General features: G+C 66.5%; 13 protein-coding genes. 6 read left to right on the forward strand and 7 right to left on the reverse strand.

Annotated features, from left to right (window positions below; all coding sequences use genetic code 11):
- Nucleotides 1–65 precede the first annotated feature (65 nt).
- Entirely contained in the window at nucleotides 66–1,247 is a 1,182-nt protein-coding gene (locus ACJRPG_RS20110) for an acyltransferase family protein (RefSeq protein WP_408001895.1), read from the forward strand.
- Here the strand turns inward: ACJRPG_RS20110 and ACJRPG_RS20115 are convergent.
- Nucleotides 1,244–2,173 (reverse strand): sensor domain-containing diguanylate cyclase, encoded by a 930-nt coding sequence (locus tag ACJRPG_RS20115; RefSeq protein WP_408001896.1) that lies wholly within the window; start codon nucleotides 2,171–2,173, stop codon nucleotides 1,244–1,246. The genes ACJRPG_RS20110 and ACJRPG_RS20115 overlap by 4 nt on opposite strands.
- Nucleotides 2,174–2,241: 68 nt before the next feature.
- A complete protein-coding gene (locus ACJRPG_RS20120; protein WP_408001897.1) occupies nucleotides 2,242–4,617 on the reverse strand; it encodes a penicillin acylase family protein in 2,376 nt (791 codons plus the stop codon).
- A gap of 88 nt (nucleotides 4,618–4,705) precedes the next feature.
- Here ACJRPG_RS20120 and ACJRPG_RS20125 point away from each other — a divergent pair, with 88 nt between their 5' ends.
- Both ACJRPG_RS20125 and ACJRPG_RS20130 read left to right on the forward strand, forming a co-directional pair.
- Nucleotides 4,706–5,209 (forward strand): GAF domain-containing protein, encoded by a 504-nt coding sequence (locus ACJRPG_RS20125; protein WP_408001898.1) that lies wholly within the window; start codon nucleotides 4,706–4,708, stop codon nucleotides 5,207–5,209.
- The gene (locus tag ACJRPG_RS20130) at nucleotides 5,202–5,621 is read left to right on the forward strand and encodes a DNA-binding transcriptional response regulator (RefSeq protein ID WP_408001899.1); all 420 of its coding nucleotides are present in this window, start codon (nucleotides 5,202–5,204) and stop codon (nucleotides 5,619–5,621) included. The genes ACJRPG_RS20125 and ACJRPG_RS20130 overlap by 8 nt, the downstream gene beginning before the upstream one ends.
- Here ACJRPG_RS20130 and ACJRPG_RS20135 read toward each other — a convergent pair.
- From ACJRPG_RS20135 to ACJRPG_RS20150, 4 genes are all read right to left on the reverse strand, one after another.
- On the reverse strand, nucleotides 5,618–6,478 hold the full coding sequence (locus ACJRPG_RS20135) for a pyridoxamine 5'-phosphate oxidase family protein (RefSeq protein WP_408001900.1): 861 nt from the start codon (nucleotides 6,476–6,478) through the stop codon (nucleotides 5,618–5,620). The two genes, ACJRPG_RS20130 and ACJRPG_RS20135, sit on opposite strands and share 4 nt — an antisense overlap.
- Nucleotides 6,479–6,480: 2 nt before the next feature.
- Nucleotides 6,481–7,089: a glutathione S-transferase family protein gene (locus ACJRPG_RS20140; RefSeq protein ID WP_408001901.1), complete on the reverse strand. Its 609-nt coding sequence runs from the start codon at nucleotides 7,087–7,089 to the stop codon at nucleotides 6,481–6,483.
- 102 nt (nucleotides 7,090–7,191) lie between these two features.
- The gene (locus ACJRPG_RS20145) at nucleotides 7,192–8,337 is read right to left on the reverse strand and encodes an esterase-like activity of phytase family protein (protein WP_408001902.1); all 1,146 of its coding nucleotides are present in this window, start codon (nucleotides 8,335–8,337) and stop codon (nucleotides 7,192–7,194) included.
- 74 nt (nucleotides 8,338–8,411) lie between these two features.
- Complete coding sequence (locus ACJRPG_RS20150) at nucleotides 8,412–9,473, reverse strand: aldose epimerase family protein (protein ID WP_408001903.1); 1,062 nt, start codon at nucleotides 9,471–9,473, stop codon at nucleotides 8,412–8,414.
- A gap of 237 nt (nucleotides 9,474–9,710) precedes the next feature.
- Here ACJRPG_RS20150 and ACJRPG_RS20155 point away from each other — a divergent pair, with 237 nt between their 5' ends.
- On the forward strand, nucleotides 9,711–10,829 hold the full coding sequence (locus ACJRPG_RS20155; RefSeq protein WP_408001904.1) for a tetratricopeptide repeat protein: 1,119 nt from the start codon (nucleotides 9,711–9,713) through the stop codon (nucleotides 10,827–10,829).
- Between the two features lie 279 nt (nucleotides 10,830–11,108).
- On the opposite strand, the gene ACJRPG_RS20160 is transcribed toward ACJRPG_RS20155, so the two are convergent.
- Nucleotides 11,109–12,476: an ATP-binding protein gene (locus ACJRPG_RS20160; protein WP_408001905.1), complete on the reverse strand. Its 1,368-nt coding sequence runs from the start codon at nucleotides 12,474–12,476 to the stop codon at nucleotides 11,109–11,111.
- A gap of 142 nt (nucleotides 12,477–12,618) precedes the next feature.
- Between ACJRPG_RS20160 and ACJRPG_RS20165 the strand changes: the two genes are divergently transcribed.
- Together ACJRPG_RS20165 and ACJRPG_RS20170 are read left to right on the forward strand one after the other, a co-directional pair.
- Nucleotides 12,619–15,687, forward strand: a complete 3,069-nt coding sequence (locus ACJRPG_RS20165) for a sensor histidine kinase (RefSeq protein WP_408001906.1) — start codon at nucleotides 12,619–12,621, stop codon at nucleotides 15,685–15,687.
- Complete coding sequence (locus ACJRPG_RS20170) at nucleotides 15,684–16,325, forward strand: response regulator (protein WP_408001907.1); 642 nt, start codon at nucleotides 15,684–15,686, stop codon at nucleotides 16,323–16,325. Before ACJRPG_RS20165 ends, ACJRPG_RS20170 begins: the two co-directional genes overlap by 4 nt.
- The last annotated feature ends 57 nt before the right edge of the window (nucleotides 16,326–16,382 follow it).

The following is a 16,382-nucleotide window of genomic DNA, read 5'->3' on the forward strand; positions in this document are numbered from 1 at the left end:
CCATTTCGCTGGCCGCCGCCCGCCCGCGGCCTTAGGCTTGGCAGCATCATAAAAAGGGGAATTCCATGAACCAAAGCAGCCAACGCCTGTATTTTCTCGACTGGATCCGCATCTGCGCCTTCTTCCTGCTGATCCTCTACCACACCGGCATGTACTACGTGACCTGGGACTGGCATGTGAAGAGTCCCTTTGCCAGCGACGCCATCGAGCCGCTGATGATGCTGTCCTCGCCGTGGCGTCTCAGCCTGCTGTTCCTGGTGGGCGGCGTGGCCTCGGCCTTCCTGATGAAGAAACTGGCCGGCGGCGCCTTCCTGCGCGAGCGCAGCAAGCGCCTGCTGCTGCCGCTGCTGTTCGGCATGGCCTTCATCGTGCCGCCCCAGCCCTACTACGAAGTGGTGGAAAAGCTGAACTATGCGGGCAGCTATGGCGATTTCATGGGCCTCTACTTCAAGGCCTACCATGGCTTCTGCAAGGACGGCAAATGCCTGGACCTGCCGACCTGGAACCACCTGTGGTTCGTGGCCTACCTGTGGGTCTATACCATGGTGCTGGGGTTCATCGCGGCCGTGTTCGGCGCCCAGCGCCTGGCGCGCGCCTCGGAATGGCTGGACCGCCGGCTGCGCGGCTGGAAGATGATCGTGCTGCCGGTGCTGTTCCTGGCCGCCGTCCGCATCACACTGAAGGACGTGTCGTCCAATAACGGCGGCCTGGTACACGACTGGTTCAACCACCTCAGCTACTTCAGCATCTTCCTGTGCGGCGTGCTGATGGCGTCCCGCCAGCGCTTCTGGGAAGAGGCGGAAGCGCGCCGCTTCGCCACGCTGGGCATTGCGCTCAGCTGCTGGGCCACCATCGTGATCGTCAACTCCACGCCTGGCATTCCGGATGCATGGTTCCCCCTCTTCCGCACGGTGTATGTCAGCTGCCAGTGGTGCGCCATCCTCGCCGTCTGCGGCTTCGGCCGCCGCCACCTGAATTTCGACAGCGCCAAGCGCCGCTACCTGACGCAGGCCGTGTTCCCCGTCTACATCGCGCACCAGACGCTGATCGTGGTCATTGCGCACAACATCAAGCCGGCAGGCCTGGCGCCGGCAGTCGAAGGTTTAATCCTGGTGGTGCTGACGCTGACTCTGAGCTTCGGCATCTTCGAGGCGGTGCGCCGGGTACCGCTGCTGCGTCCCTTCTTCGGCCTCGGCAAGGAAAGCGCGGCACAGGCGGCGCCTGCACCGTTGCAGAATGCCGCCTAGTTGAGCACCTTGCGGCTGCGCTTGGCGCGGTACATCTCGGCGTCGGCCATGGCAAAGGCCTCTTCGAGATCGTAGCCCGCCTTGCGCATCGCCATGCCGAGCGAGGCCCGCACATCATGGGCAACCAGGGTTTCCTGAACGCGCAGCAGCAGGGCCTGGGCGTCGAAATAATCGCATTCCACCATCAGCATTGCGAATTCGTCGCCGCCGAGGCGCGCCACCACGTCGGAGGCGCGGGTAACAGCCTGCAGCGCCTTGCCGGCCCGCAGCAGCAGCGCGTCGCCGGCGGCGTGGCCTTGCGTATCGTTGATGAATTTCAGGTCGTCCAGGTCGATCGACACCATGCAAGCCGAATGGCCGTAGCGCCGGCAGCGCTCTTCCTCGCGTTGCAGCAGCATGTCCCAGCCGCGGCGGTTATACAGGCCGGTAAGGCTGTCGCGGGTGGCGTCCAGCTCGGCGCGTTCGGCACGGCGCACGGCGTCGGCCGCATTCAGTTCCGTATTCAGCAGGCTGCTGAGCAGTTCGGCCAGCAGCGTCACCATCTCCAGGTTTTCGCGGATATCGCCGGATTGCGGCTTGGGGTCGATGCCGCACAGGGTGCCGAACAGGGAGCCGTCGGTGCGGCGCAGCGGAATGCCGACATAGGCGCCGATGCCCACTTTTTCCCTGATCGGCGCGCCGGCATACGCGGCAACGGCATTCACATCGGGCGCAATATTCGGCCCCTGCCCCAGCACCATGCGCGAGCACATGGAATCGGACCAGCGGAATACCTGGCCGGCATGCACGCCATAGCCTGCATCGTCGGCAAACAGCACGATCCAGTTCTCGCCTTCGGTGCGTGTCACCATCCAGAGTTTGAAGCCCAGACGGTGCCGCAGGAAAGCCATGGTGGCCTGTGACGCGGCGGCGAAATCATTGATCATGCTTGCCTCATCAGTTCAGTTCAGGGTGCGTGCGCTGAGTTCACATTATGCACCCAAAGCGGGCCTGTTCAGTTGGAAAAAACCAGCGTGTGCTGCGCTGGTCCCGGCAGCAGCGGCAAAGGCGTGCCGCGCACCCATTCGGCATGGCCGGCCAGGAAATAAGGGGAAAGCGGATGGCCGCTCTGGCCGCCCGGCATATTGAACAGGCCCTGCTCCTCATGCCCCGGCGCCACGGCCAGGCGCTCGGACTGGCCGAAAGCGCGGCCCGCCACGCGCGGCATATGCGAATCGCCCGCCAGCTGGTCCGGCGGAGCGCTCAGCCATTGGCGCAGGGCCGGTACGGCCGCCGCAATCGGATGCGCGATGGCAGCCGTGTTGCGCTCGCCCCAGGTGGCGGCGGCCAGCGCCTTGCCGCCCGGCGCCAGGTCGCTGATGGTCTGGTCGATGGCAGCCAGCTGCAGTTCCTGCCAGCTGGCGTATTGCGAAGGCAGCCAGCCGGCAGGCTGTTCGTCCAGCAGGCGTTCAATCACCGGCTGCCAGCGCGGATTCGCCGCGGCCACCGTGGCGCCGGCTGCCTGCTTGCCCATTTCCGCATTGGCTGAAGCAAACAGCAGTTCATGGACGGACCACATGAAGCCGCGCGTAAAGCGGTAAGCCGCGGAATCCACGCCGGCATGGCCGTTCCACTGCTCGCGCAGCAGCTTCGCGGCTTCGGCGCGCTGCGGCTTGCCTTGCAGCGCCTGCGCATCCAGCGCTTTCAGGGCACGTTCGCGCCAGCCTGCGAGGAAGATGGCGCGGTCGTCCAGCATCACGCCGAACACGCCTTTCTCATCCGTTTTGGGGCCGAGCGCCGCCAGCGCGTCGCGCGCCTGGCGCGTGCGCGCACCCACATCGTAGCCGCCGTCGCCCAGCAGCGCCGCGCCGCTGCCGGCGAGCTGGCGGCTGTTGGCCGTATTGAGCTGGCCGCCGGGCGGGTTGCGCAGCAGCGGCGCGTGCGCGGGCGGCATCGTGCCCTGCCAGCCCTCAGCCGCGTCCTGCAAGGGGAAAGTGGATGCGGCGCCGGGCCGCGCGCGCTGCGGCAGCGGGCCCGCAATGGTCCAGCCGATATTGCCGCTGCTGTCGCCCGCCACGAAATTCTGCGCCGGGATGCCCGCACGCTGCACCACCGCCAGCAGCTCATCCAGGGTATTGGCCGTTTCGGTGGCGCGCAGGTTCAGGTTGAGCAGCGCGGGCTCGTGGGCGATCCAGTGCACGGCGAAGCGCCCCGCCGGCGTATCGCGCACCGGTCCCAGCGAGGTTTCGCTCACCTGCAGCGTTTCCGCCGCCGCGCCCTTCACCAGGATGGTTTCGCTATGGACGGCCGGCTTTTCCCATTTGCCGAACAGCCCCACCTCGCCCGGCCTGGCAGGATCGGTGGCGATCGGCACCAGGTCCAGGTAGTCGCCGTAGCTGTTGGTGGAACCCCAGGCCACATGGCCGTTGCTGCCGACGACGACCACCGGTGCGCCCGGCAGCATCACGCCGGCGATGCGGCGCATTCCGCCTGCGGCATCCGGCCATTGCAGCACCGCGCGGTACCAGGTGTTGGGCAGCTTGATGCCGAGATGCATATCGTTCGACACGATGGCGGCGCCGGAGCCGGTCCGGCTGCCCGCCAGCGCGGCGTTGTTACTGCCGACCGCACTGGCGAATTCACTGGCCGCCATGATCGAGGCATCGCGCACGGCCGGCTGGCCGAACCAGTCCGGCGCGGAAGCGGGCAACGGCGCACCGGCCTGCGCAATGGCTTCCGCATCGAGCGGGGCATCCCAGCGCGAGGAGTCGGGCAGCAGGAAGGCCAGCTGCTCCGGCGTGCTGTGCTCGCGCAGCCAGCCGCGCGCCAGCTCGCGGCCTTCCATATTGCCCTGCAGGTCGATATACATGGCCCAGACCACCAGCAGGGAATCGTCCGGTGCCCAGGGGCGTGGCGCCATGCCCACCAGTGCATATTCAAAAGGCCGCGCGCCCAGCGCTCGCACGCCGTCGTTTACCCCGGCCACATACCGTTCCAGCAGCGCGCGGTCGGCGGCATTCATCTGCGCCAGCGCCTGGGCGGCACGGGCGCGGAACCGGTGAAGGCGGCGCGCGCGGTCCAGCGGCAGCGCCTTGGGTCCGAACAGTTCGGCCAGTTCACCCGCCGCCACGCGGCGCAGCAGGTCCATCTGGAAGAAGCGGTCCTGGGCGTGGATGAAGCCCGTGGCATAGGCCACGTCGAGCCGGTTTTCGCCCGCAATAGTGGGCACGCCCATCGCGTCGCGCGTGACTGTTACCTTGCCCGCCAGTCCGGGCGCACTCACTTTGCCATCCAGCTGGGGAAGGCTGCCGCGCAGGAAGAACCACACTGCCAGGCACGCGAGCAAAACCAGCGCCAGCGCGCCCAGTGCAAGCCGTTTCATCCAGCGCATCCGCATCTCCCCCCCTAGTGATCAGCCGAGACGCAATCTTGCCAGAACTTTAAGCGGAACGGCAGCAAAATAATGATAGAGTTAAGCCATGATTCCAGCACCCACGCCTCCCAATGAAGCTGAGCGCATCGCCGCGCTTTATTCCCTGCTGATTCTCGACACGCCGCCCGAGCAGCGCTTCGATAGCATCGTGGAATTCGCGTCACGCGAATTCGATGCGCCAATCGCCCTGATCTCGCTGCTCGATCATGAACGGCAATGGTTCAAGTCGGCCGTAGGCCTGGGCTCCGTGTGCGAAACCTCGCGCGATGTCTCCTTCTGCGGCCATGCCATCATGCGCGGCGACATCATGGTGGTGCCCGATGCGCTGCAGGATGCGCGCTTTGCCGACAATCCATTGGTGACAGGTTCGCCGGGTATCCGTTTTTATGCCGGCGCGCCGCTGCTGCTGCCGAATGGCTATGCACTGGGGACGCTGTGCGTTATCGATACGCAGCCGCGCGATTTCGACGCGACGGACATGGCCATCCTGTCCACACTGCGCCAGCTGGTGGTGCAGCAATTGACCGGCACGGAGGCGGCCGGTGAATAACAAGCCCACGCCAAAGGCCCCACCGATACCACCGCGCCCGATGCTGCTGATGGAGCCGGAAGATATGCTGCGCCGTACCGTGTCGCTGACCGCGCGCTCGCTCGGCATGGCGGAAATCCACGAAGCGGCCAGTCCCGCACTGGCGCGCCAGATGCTGAAGGAACAGCGTTTCCAGGGCCTGGTGCTGGCCATCGACTGCGGCGGCATCCACGATTTCAGCCTGCTGGACCAGGTCAGGCAAGGCAAGACCGCCAGCGCGCCGGCGATTCCCATCGCGGTGCTGGCCGAGCGCTGCGATGTGGCGCTGATCGCGGCCCTGCGCGAGCGCGATGTGAGCCGCATCATCCTGAAGCCCTTCCGCGCCCGCGTGGTGCTCGACACATTCGCCGCCCTGCGCGCGGCCGTGGCTTAACGGGCCGTCCAGCGCACCGGCAGCGCCTCCGGCCGCCACACGATTTTCTGCGGGCGGAAGCGCCAGGAGCGCTGCTCGCCGTCGAAGATAAGCTCCGCGCTGCCGCTCAGCTGCAGCAGGCCGCCCGTTTCGAAATCGACGAAGACCAGCCCCGCTTTCCCGTTCAGCAGGATATTGCCCAGCGTGCTGAAAAAGCGGTTGCCTTCGTAGTCCGGCACCACCAGCGCGCCGTCATCTTCCATCTGCACGAAGCCCGGTTCGCCGCCGCGGTGCGACACGTCCACCCGTCGCTCGCCCTCGTCCGAGTAAGTGGCCACGAAGAAGGTGGAGGCGCTCGCGATCAGCCATTGCGCGGCGTCATCCAGCTGCGGCAGCACCTCCGCCAGCGTGCCGGCCGGGCCCGGCTCCGTATCGCGCAGCGTGATGTACTGCGGGCAGTTGCCGAACGATTCCACCACCTTCAGCACCGCCCGCGCCCCGGCGCCGCGCCGCAGCGTGCCATTCAGGCGGTTGCGGCGCCGCGTGTGCAGCTCGATGCCGAGCAGGCCGATTGCATCGCCCTCCTCCATGCCGGCATCGGCCGGGTCCAGCGCTACGCGCGGCAGCTCCATGGCCAGCGAGTGCGGATCGGGCGAGTGCAGGAAACCCGGCTCCCCGGCGCGCAAGGTTGCCCACGGCATGCCCTGCGGGTCGACCGCGCCGGCCACGACGAACGGCAACTGTGCGAAGAAGTCGCGGTGCTGGTCGGGCATATAGGAACGGATCACCTTGCGGCCGATTTCGTCCATGCGTTCTTCCAGGCCAACGCTGCGCTGGAGCAGGCGTTCGCCCTCGTGCCAGGGGGAGGCGGCGTCCATGATTACGCTGCCAGTCCGCAGGGCGTGCGGACAAAAGGCACGAAGCCGGGCAAGGCTTCAGTGCGTGCCAGCCATGCCTGGACCTTGGTGTAGGACGCGAGGTCCACATTGCCTTCGGGAGCGCGGGCGATGTAGCTGTAAAGTGCAATGTCCGCGATCGTGGGGCTGGCGGCGGCAATCCATTCACGGCCTTCGAGCTGGGCTTCGATCAGGGCGAGGATACGGTGGGCGCGCGCGATCATCGGCGCTGTATCGTCGCTGCGCCCGAACAGCTGCACCACGCGGGCTGCGGCGGGGCCGTAGGCGATTTCGCCTGCGGCGACCGACAGCCAACGCTGCACCGCGGCGGCGCCTGCGGGATCTTCCGGCAGCCATTGCGGACCGTAGCGTTTCGCCAGGTACACCAGGATGGCATTGGAATCGGCGATTACCACGCCCTCGTCTTCCAGTGCGGGGATCTGCCCGAAAGGGTTCAGCGCCAGGAATGCGGGGCTTTTATGCTCGGCTTTGGCGAGGTCCACATAGCCCAGCTCATACGGTACGCCCAGCAGGCCGAGGAAGGTGTGGATGCGGTGGGCGTGGCCCGAGATCGGGTGGTAGTACAGCTTCATGGCGGCTCCTTGTTGTAAGAGCCTCCAGTGTGAACTCATCGCCCGGTGATGAGAATCACCGCAAGAAGCAATTAACTATTCCACTCAGCGAAATAGCCTTAATCAGGGTCTGTCCCCAATTTCGAAGAGGAGGAGCTGGGTGGTCTGGGTGGGGCTGAAGTTGTCGTCGGAGATGAGCAGCAGCGAACGCTTGCCATTGGGCAGGCGCGGGCCCCAGCTCATGCCTTCCAGGTTGTCCAGCATGGGCAGCTTCAGGCTCGTAAAGTCGAGCACCAGGCGTTTGCGGGCGGGAACGACGCCGGCGCCGGCCAGGGCAGGAATCGCCGCCGTATCGGTGGCGCCGCGCGCATCGGTTTCGTAGAGGCGGATGTAATTGACGTATTTGCCGTCCGCCCCCTGCACTGCGGCGCGCTCCAGCACCAGCAGCACGTCGCCGTTCACGGCAAGGATTTCGGAAATGCCGTTGTCGCAGGCCTTGCCCGGCCCCGGTTCGGCAGGAATCGCGTCCACCGGATAGGCGAACTGGCGGAGGATCTTGCCATCGCGGCCGAGCTGGGTGATGCGGCTCAGGGCGCCGTTCTTCGGCGTCGGAATCGGCCCGTCCTGGTACAGCGGGGACTCCAGCGCCAGCCACAGGCTGCGGCCGTCCGGCGCGAAGCTCAATCCTTCCAGGGACAGGTTATTGCGCGGCCCCCATTCGCGGCCAGGCTCGCTGTGGAACATGGCCGGCAGCGGCAAGGTGCCGATCAGCTTGCCATCCCGGCTGGCGTGGCGCACGAAGGGATCCATGCCCAGCTTGCGCTCGCCTTCGCTGCTGTACCAGAGGGTGCCGTCCAGCGGGTCGATGCGCAGCGATTCGATATCGGGCAGCACGCCCTTGCCCGCCCTGGCGCCGGCCGAATCCGGATACGGGCTGCCGTCTTCCTGCAGCAGCGTGGTGACGCCGGTGAAGGCCAGGCTGCTGAACTGCTTGTCGTCAAACCCCAGCTGCAGCGTGTAGTAGCGCACCGGCCCCTGGGCCGAACGGTCGTCCGTCACCGCAACCCACTCGTGGCGCGCGGCGTCGTAGTCGATGCCGGAAAAGCCGCCGGCCACCGTGCCGCGCACGTCCTGCTTGAGGGGAATACGCTGTTCGCCGATAAAACGCAGGCTGCCGGTCTCGCCGGTGCGATCACGGTCTGCGGTGGCGCAGCCGCCCAGCAGGCCAAGCAGGCTTAACGCCGCGGCCAGCGTCCTCAAACGGTTCATGGTGCCCTTATCGACGGTACGGTTCGGATGTCAAATGACGTGACATTATGCACGAACAATTGCCACAAGCCAATTTAGGACTGCGCCGCGAAACGGTACAGGCTGCGCGTGGCATAGGTTTCGCCGGGGCGCAAGATGGTGTTGGGGAAGTCCGGACGGTTCGGCGAGTCGGGGAAATGCTGGGGTTCCAGGCACAGCGCGCCACGGTAGCCGTACTGCCAGCCCTTGCCCGTCAGCGAGCCGTCAAGGAAGTTGCCGCTGTAGAACTGGATGCCCGGTTCCTGCGTATACAGTTCCAGCACCCGGCCCGATTCCGGCTCGCGCAGCACGGCCGCCAGGCTCAGCATCGCCGATTCCGGCTTGTTGAGCACATAGCAGTGGTCGTAGCCGCCGCCGTTGGCCAGCTGTTCGTGGCCGTCATCGATGCGCTCGCCCACCGTATGCGGGCTGCGGAAGTCGAAAGGCGTATCTTCCACGCTGGCCAGCGCGCCCAGCGGAATGGCCTCGGCATCGATGGGCACGAAACGGTCGGCATTGATCACCAGCTCGTGGCCCAGCACGCTGCCATGGCCCGCCAGGTTGAAGTAGGCGTGGTGGGTGAGATTGACCGGCGTGGCCTGGTCGGTAACGGCGTGGTAGCGCACCAGCAGTTCGTTGGCGTCGTTCAGCTCATAGTGCACGCTGACTTCCAGGTTGCCCGGATAGCCCTGCTCCCCGTCCTTGCTCAGGTAGCTCAGCTTCAGCCCGATCGACAGGTCGCCCACCACCGGCACCGCCTGCCATACCACGCGGTGGAAGCCCTGTTCGCCGCCGTGCAGATGGTTCGGACCGTTGTTCACGCCGAGCTGGATGCGCTTGCCGTCCAGCTCGAAGCTGCCTTTCGCAATGCGGTTGCCGTAGCGCCCGATCAGGGCGCCGAAATACGGCGAATCCTTGAAATACGGCTCCGGGCTTTCGAAGCCGCAGCACACGTCGGCCAGGTTGCCGTGTTTGTCCGGCACATGCAGCTCGGTGACGATGCCGCCGTAATTGGTAATCCTCACCACCATGCCGCTGCGGTTGCGCAGGGTGTAAAGGCTGAGGGGCGTGCCGTCCGGCGCCTGGCCGAATGGTTCCTGTTCAATAGTCAGTTCCATGCGGGCGAGTATACGGCCTGCGCCGGGAACCCGCTACACGCTTGACCGACACCTCTCTGAGGAATGAACCGCTCGGTGGCCGTAGTTCTCTCCTAGGCTCGCCGATGGGCCTGGGCTACTGGATCTTCAAGTATGTCTGGACAGCCCTTTCATTCGTTCGATAATTGGCTGCAAGGAAGTGGTCAATTCAAATATAATTTCTACAATGAAATATCACCTGTGAAATCGGAGCCACCCTTGTACCTCATCCCAATGATGCGCAGTGCGGGACGATTCCCGGCCATCTTCATGACCCACGTCGGCGTGCTGCTCGCCTCCTCATGTCTGGCTCAGGAAACGGCTACCCCTACCGTCGTGCAGACTCAGCTGCCTGCCGGCGTGACCGTGGTGCAGGCTACCAACGTCGGCCGGCAATGCTCCCCTTGTATTGCAAAGGCTCCGGCCCCGGCACCCACCGCCCCGCCCGCCGTAGCGCCACCGCCTGCGCCGACGCCGGCCATTCCAGCTGGCTTTGTCGTGGTGCAGTCGAACTACCTGGAACAGGTCTCCGCGACAGCGAAGGCTGCAATCGACTCAGCTAAGTCCAATGAGGAGTCTCTGATTGGGATTATGAAGGTCTGCGGATGGGTTCTCGGGGCGATACTGGCAGTGTTGACCTTCTTCGGACTCAAGGAATTTAAGGCGATTCAACAAGTCCAAAAAGACCTTTCTGATACCTTGAAGGTGTCTAATCAGAAGCGCAAAAAAATCGAGGAATTTTCCGACAAAGTCCTGCCTGGACTTATCGATTCCATGAGCGCGTTGCGTGAAATGGAAGCCATCATGATTGATGTCGTATTTCTTCAGATGAGCGTCGCCGAATTGGTGGAACCGGGAGGAAGCGAGGAGAGCGAAATTCGCAGGAAAGCCGAAGCAAGCCTAAAGCGTGGCCGTGCGACGTTGGCGCGCGCGAAGGCGCTCTACGAGCACCGTGTGGGCGCCAAGGATGCGACGGGTCTTCAGGACAACGTAGAGGAGCTCGGCCGGGTTCTGTCGTACATCAGCTCAGGGGTCGGACTCATCGCGATGCGGGCGGGCGCGTTTGATGAGGCCATCGATGCAATCAAAGTATCGGTGGATCATAATCCTCTTGGATACCCGGATAGGCGCTTCAATTTGGCCTGCGCGTATGCGAAGCGATATGAGGCAACCCGCAACGCCAACGATAAAGCGCGCGCGTTAGAGTTGCTGGAAGATGACCTGGCCAACGGAGTGTGGCAGTGGGAGGAAGTGATTGAGGATAACGACCTGGCGTCGATTCGTGAAGACCTTGCGAAGAGCAAATACGCTCCGAAAGATCCTAAAACGGGGGAGTGATGAGGCCGTTCAGCGGCTATTCCTAGCCGCCGAGGACGGAAAACTGCTTTAGATTTTTGGAACTTTGACCATAGCGTTCATGAGTTTCCTCCTTCAAAAACGGACTTGTTCTTCCGTCCGACAGGTAGATAGTACCATGCATTTATACATATTGCGAAAAGGTGCAATATTGCAACTACGCTGCCGAGGCGACTAAAACGCCCGCGGTATTGAGATTGAGCGAGTCCACATGAGAGTCCGGTAGGGCTCGTCGTATCAATGGGATGTCACTAACAGGGTCTACCTGGTCGGCAGATGCCTCGCCCGCTCCATGCCATAGGCGCGGGTGGTGGCGAGCATGCGGTAGCGGCCCGCTTCCGGCACCAGCAGCGAATGGGCGGCGAGGCTGGCCAGGCTGCCCGCCACTTGCGCCGCGTCCAGGCCATGGGGCCGCAGCGCTTCCTGCGCCGCTTCCAGCGTGAAGCAGGCCGGCAATGCGGCCAGGCGGCACAGGACGGCGCGCGCCGTTTCCGGCAGCAGCACATAGCTCCAGTCCAGCGCCGCGCGCAGGGTCTGCTGGCGCGCGGGCGCGGTGCGGCGGCCGCCGCGCAACAGGCGCAGCATGTCGCCCAGCCCCGCCGCCGTCTGGTCCACGCCGAGTGCGGAGACGCGGGCCGCGGCCAGCTCGATCGCCAGCGGAATGCCTTCCAGCCGCCGGCAGATGGCGCCGATCACGGCCAGCGTGCGGGCGTCCGGGGCAAAGGCGGAATCGGCGCCGCGGGCGCGCGCCAGGAACAGCTGCACGGCGCTGCATGCGGCCAGCACGGCGGCCTCCCGCTCGCCCTCCCCCGGCACGGCCAGCGGCGGCACGCGGTAGACGGCTTCGCCGCCAGCCAGCAAGGGTTGGCGGCTGGTGGCAAGCAGCGTGACGCCGGGACAGTGCTGCAGCAGGGCATCCGCCACGCGGCTGCATTCGGCGGCCACATGTTCGCAGTTGTCCAGCACCAGCAGCAGCCGGCGCGCGCCGATCAGGCGCAGCAGCCCGGGCAGCGGCGTGGAGCCGGGCAGCGCCAGTGCGGCGGCGATGGCGCCGGCCACCCCTTGCACCGCGCCTGCGGCATCCAGTTCCACCCAGCGTGCCTCGGCGCCATCGGGCGGCGGCAGGCGGTGCGCCACCGACAGCGCCAGCAGGGTTTTGCCGATGCCGGCGCAGCCGGCCAGCGTCAGCATGCGTTCGGAGGCCAGGCGCTGCAGCACGATGGCCACGTCTTCCTCACGCCCTATCATCGCCGTCACCGGCAGCGGCAGGCCGCAGCGCACGGCCGGCGCGGCCGGCAGCGCCGCGATGCGCACACGCCCCGAAAACAGGTAGCCGCGCCCGGCCACGGTGCGGATCATGTCGCGCGCCCCGGCCAGCGCCTTGCGCAGCGCGGCGATCTGCACGCGCAGGTTGCCTTCATGGATATCCTGCCCCGGCCACACCTGCGCCAGCAGCTCCTGCTGGCTCAGGATGCGGCCGCCCGCCGCGATCAGGGCCTGCAGCACCAGCGTGGCGCGAAAACCCAGCGCAATGCAGCGCCCGTCCTCCGCCAGCAGTTCGCAGCGCTGCGGGATGAAGGTGTAGCCGCCAAAGGCAAGCGCGTGATCGCCGGAGAAGCAGTTTTCCATGCAGCCCAGCATAGAAGCCGGCAGGCTTTCCAGCCACGCCAGATCGGGGCAGGCCCGAACTCCCCTGACGTGGCCTGTCCGGCATCCCCCTAAAGGGGAATAGCGGGGCCGTACGCTGGACAGGGCCGCGCGCCCGTGTAAGATGGCGCCATTTGAACGGCGCCGCACTGTCCCTTTCCCCGTGATCCAGCTCCTGCCTTTCCTGTTGCGGCGCGCGCTGGCGCCATTGCTCCTGCTATGGGCCGCGCTGGCGCATGGCGCCGCCCCGCCGCCGATCGCCATGCACCACACCGCGTGGACCGCGCGCGACGGCGTGCCGCCTTTCGTGATCGCCCTGGCCCAGACCGAGGACGGCTGGCTGTGGCTGGCCAGTTCGGTGGGCCTGTACCGCTTCGACGGCATGCGCTTCGAACGCTATGTGCCGCCGGATGGCCCCCTGCCCTCGATCAATGCCACCGCCCTGCGCACGGCGCCGGACAACGGCCTGTGGGTGGGCTACCGCTTCGGCGGCATCAGCCTGCTGCGCAAAGGCCGCACGGTGCGCCATTACGGCACGGCGGACGGCCTGCCCGCCGTCACGGTATGGGATGTGCTGCAGGACGGCACGGGCACCGCATGGGCTGCCACCGGCATGGGGCTGTACCGCCTGCGCGGCGAGCGCTGGGAAGCGCCGTCCGATGCCTGGGCCGCGCCGAAAGGCAATACCACCGGCATGGTGGCCGACCGCCTCGGCACGCTGTGGGTTCAGACCACCGACGCCACCTACAAGCTGCCGCACGGCGCTCAGCGCTTCGAGAAACTGCCCGGCGATCTGGGACGCGGCCAGCCCGTGATGGGGCCGGACGGCAGCGTCTGGGCCGGCGACCAGAAACGCATGCGGGTGGTGATGCTGAAGCCGCCCGATGGCCAGCAGGCCATCCGCCACCTGCCGGTCGCCATCCCGAACAGCTTCATGGGCGAGATCGCCCGCGACGGCAGCTTCTGGCTGTCTTCGCGCGAGGGTATCGCCCGCATGCGGGCGGACGGCTCGCGTACCGAATTGTCCGGCCGCGGCCAGGGCCTGAGCGGCGGTGTGGTCATCACCACCCTGCAGGACCGCGAAGGCAATATGTGGATCAGCACCACGGGCGGCATCGACCGCTTCCGCCCCAATAAACTGGGCCAGGCCTCACTGCCCGTCTACCTCGGCGAAGCGCGCGCGATCGCCCCCGGCGAAAACGGCGCGGTGCACGTGGACCGCTACACCCTGCCCGCCGGCGCCACCGAAGCGGTGGGCGTGCCGCCCGGCCCGGCGCTGCCGGAAGACCGCAACCTGACCACCCTCTACCGCGATCCCACGGGCGTGCTGTGGGGCGCCGGCCTGCACGAGCTGTGGCGCATGGAGGACGGCAAGCGGGTGGACGTGCCGCGCCCGCCGGATGCGGATGGCGCCACCGTGTACGCGATGACGACGGACCGCAGCGGCGCGCTGTGGGTGGCGTTCCGCAAGATCGGCCTGCAGCGGCTGGCAGACGGCGCCTGGCAGCAGCCGGCACTGGCGTTCGGCATGCAGCCGCCCGGCGTGGTGGCGCTGCATGCGGACGGCGAAGGCCGCATCTGGTTCGGCCATAGCAACAACCGCCTGTCCCTGCTGGAGCAAGGCAAGCTGCGCTCCTGGGGCGCGGCGGACGGCCTGCAGCTGGGCGCCGTGCGGCAGATCGTAGTGAACGGCCAGCAGGTGCTGGCCGGCGGTTCCGGCGGCATTGCCGGCCTGGTTGCAGGCCGCATCGTGCCCATCCTCGGCACTGGCGGCGAAGATTTCGTGGGCACCACCGGCATGCAGCTGCTGCCGAATGGCCAGCTCTGGCTGAACAGCGGCATGGGCATTTTCGCCATACCCGCGGCGGAACTGCGGCGCGCGCTGGCCAATCCGTCCCACCGCGTGGCCTTCGAGCGCTTCGACCACCAGGATGGCCTGCACGGCGGCGCGCCCCAGATGGCGGCGGTGCCTTCGCTGGTCCGCGCCAGCGACGGCAAGCTGTGGTTCACCACCACGGAAGGCGTGTTCTGGATCGACCCCGCGCGCATCGCCCGCAATCCGCTGCCGCCGCCGGTCGAGGTGCTGTCGCTCGAAGTGAACGGCAGGAAGTGGCTGCCGCAAAACGGCCTGGCCCTGCCCGCCCGCGCCGACAACCTGCGCATCGATTACACGGCGCTCAGCCTCACCATGCCGGACCGCGCCCAGTTCCGCTATCGCCTGCTCGGCATCGACGAGGACTGGCAGCCGGCCGGCGTGCGCCGCACCGCCTTCTATAACCACCTGCCGCCCGGCCAGTACCGCTTCCAGCTCACTGCCGCCAATAGCGACGGGCTGTGGAACGAACACGGCACCGAACTTGCCTTCAGCGTGGCGCCTACGCTGACCCAGAGCACCTGGTTCCGCGTGCTGGCCGCCGGCGTGGCCGCGCTGGCCCTGTTCCTCCTGTACCGCCTGCGCCTGCGCCGCATGGCCGGCCGTATCCGCCATCGCCTGGAAGAACGCCTGGCCGAACGCGAACGCATTGCGCGCGAGCTGCACGACACGCTGCTGCAGTCGGTGCATGGCCTGATCCTGTGCTTCCAGGCCGTGGCCATGCGCATGCCGCCGCAGGAGCCGGCGCGGGAGGCGATGGAATCGGCGCTGCAGCGGGCCGACGAAGTGCTGGTGGAAGGCCGCGACCGGGTGCGCGACCTGCGTTCGGCCGCGGGCGATGCGCCGGCGCTGGCGGAAAACCTGTGCGCCCTGGCCGAAAGCCTGGCGCCGGACGGCTCGCCTGCCTTCCGCGTGGAGGTGGAAGGCACGCCGCAAGCCCTGCATCCGCTGGTGGCGGAAGAAGTGTTTGCCATCGCGCGTGAAGCGATGGTCAATGCGGTGCGCCATGCGGGCGCGCGCGACGTGGAAGTAAGCATCACCTACGACAGCGGCTGTTTCCGCCTGCAGGTGCGCGACAACGGCATGGGCATCGAGCGCGCCGTGCTGGATGCGGGCGGCCGCAGCGGGCACTGGGGCCTGGCCGGGATGCAGGAACGGGCCGACAAGATACACGCCCGGCTGCACCTGCGCACGCGCGGCGGGGAAGGCACGGAATGGCTGCTGACCCTGCCGGCGGCGCTGGCTTACCTGCCGCAGCCGCGGCGCCCGCGCTGGCGCTTCTGGCAGGACGGCGACGACAACACGGAGCAGGCGGCATGAATAAAACCGAAACACCGGCCCAGCCGGTCCGCATCATGGTGGTCGATGACCATCCCCTGCTGCGCGAAGGAATCGCTGCAGTGTTGTCTGTTAGCGACAAATATTTGCTGGTGGCCGAGGCCAGCGACGGCCGCGAAGGACTGGAGCAATTTGTCAGGCACCAGCCGGACGTCACGCTGATGGACCTGCAGATGCCGGTAATGGGCGGGCTGGATGCCATCGTCGCCATCCGCGCCCTCGCGCCGCAGGCCCGCATCATCGTGCTCACCACCTATAAAGGCGATGTACAGGTGCTGCGCGCCCTGAAGGCCGGCGCCTCGGGCTACCTGCTGAAAAGCATGCTGCGCACTGAGCTGCTGGACACCATCGCCCGCGTGCATGCGGGCCAGCGCCATATCCCGCCCGAGATCGCGGTGGAGCTGGCGGCCCATATCGATGCCGACGCGCTGTCGGCGCGCGAAACCGAGGTGCTGCGCCTGGTCGCACTGGGCAATTCCAACAAGCGCGTGGCCCATGAACTGGGCATCTCCGAGGAGACTGTGAAGGCCCACATGAGCACAATTCTCGCAAAACTGGGCGCACGTGACCGCACTCATGCTGTCACAATTGCAATGAAACGGGGTATTATCGACCCCTGAGCCGGGAATTGTCCCCTTTGCGGCGGCCCATTTTGATAGAATGTTGAATTATTTCCA

Origin of the sequence: Pseudoduganella rhizocola (genome assembly GCF_045984285.3) — a bacterium.
Taxonomy (GTDB): Bacteria; Pseudomonadota; Gammaproteobacteria; order Burkholderiales; family Burkholderiaceae_D; genus Rugamonas.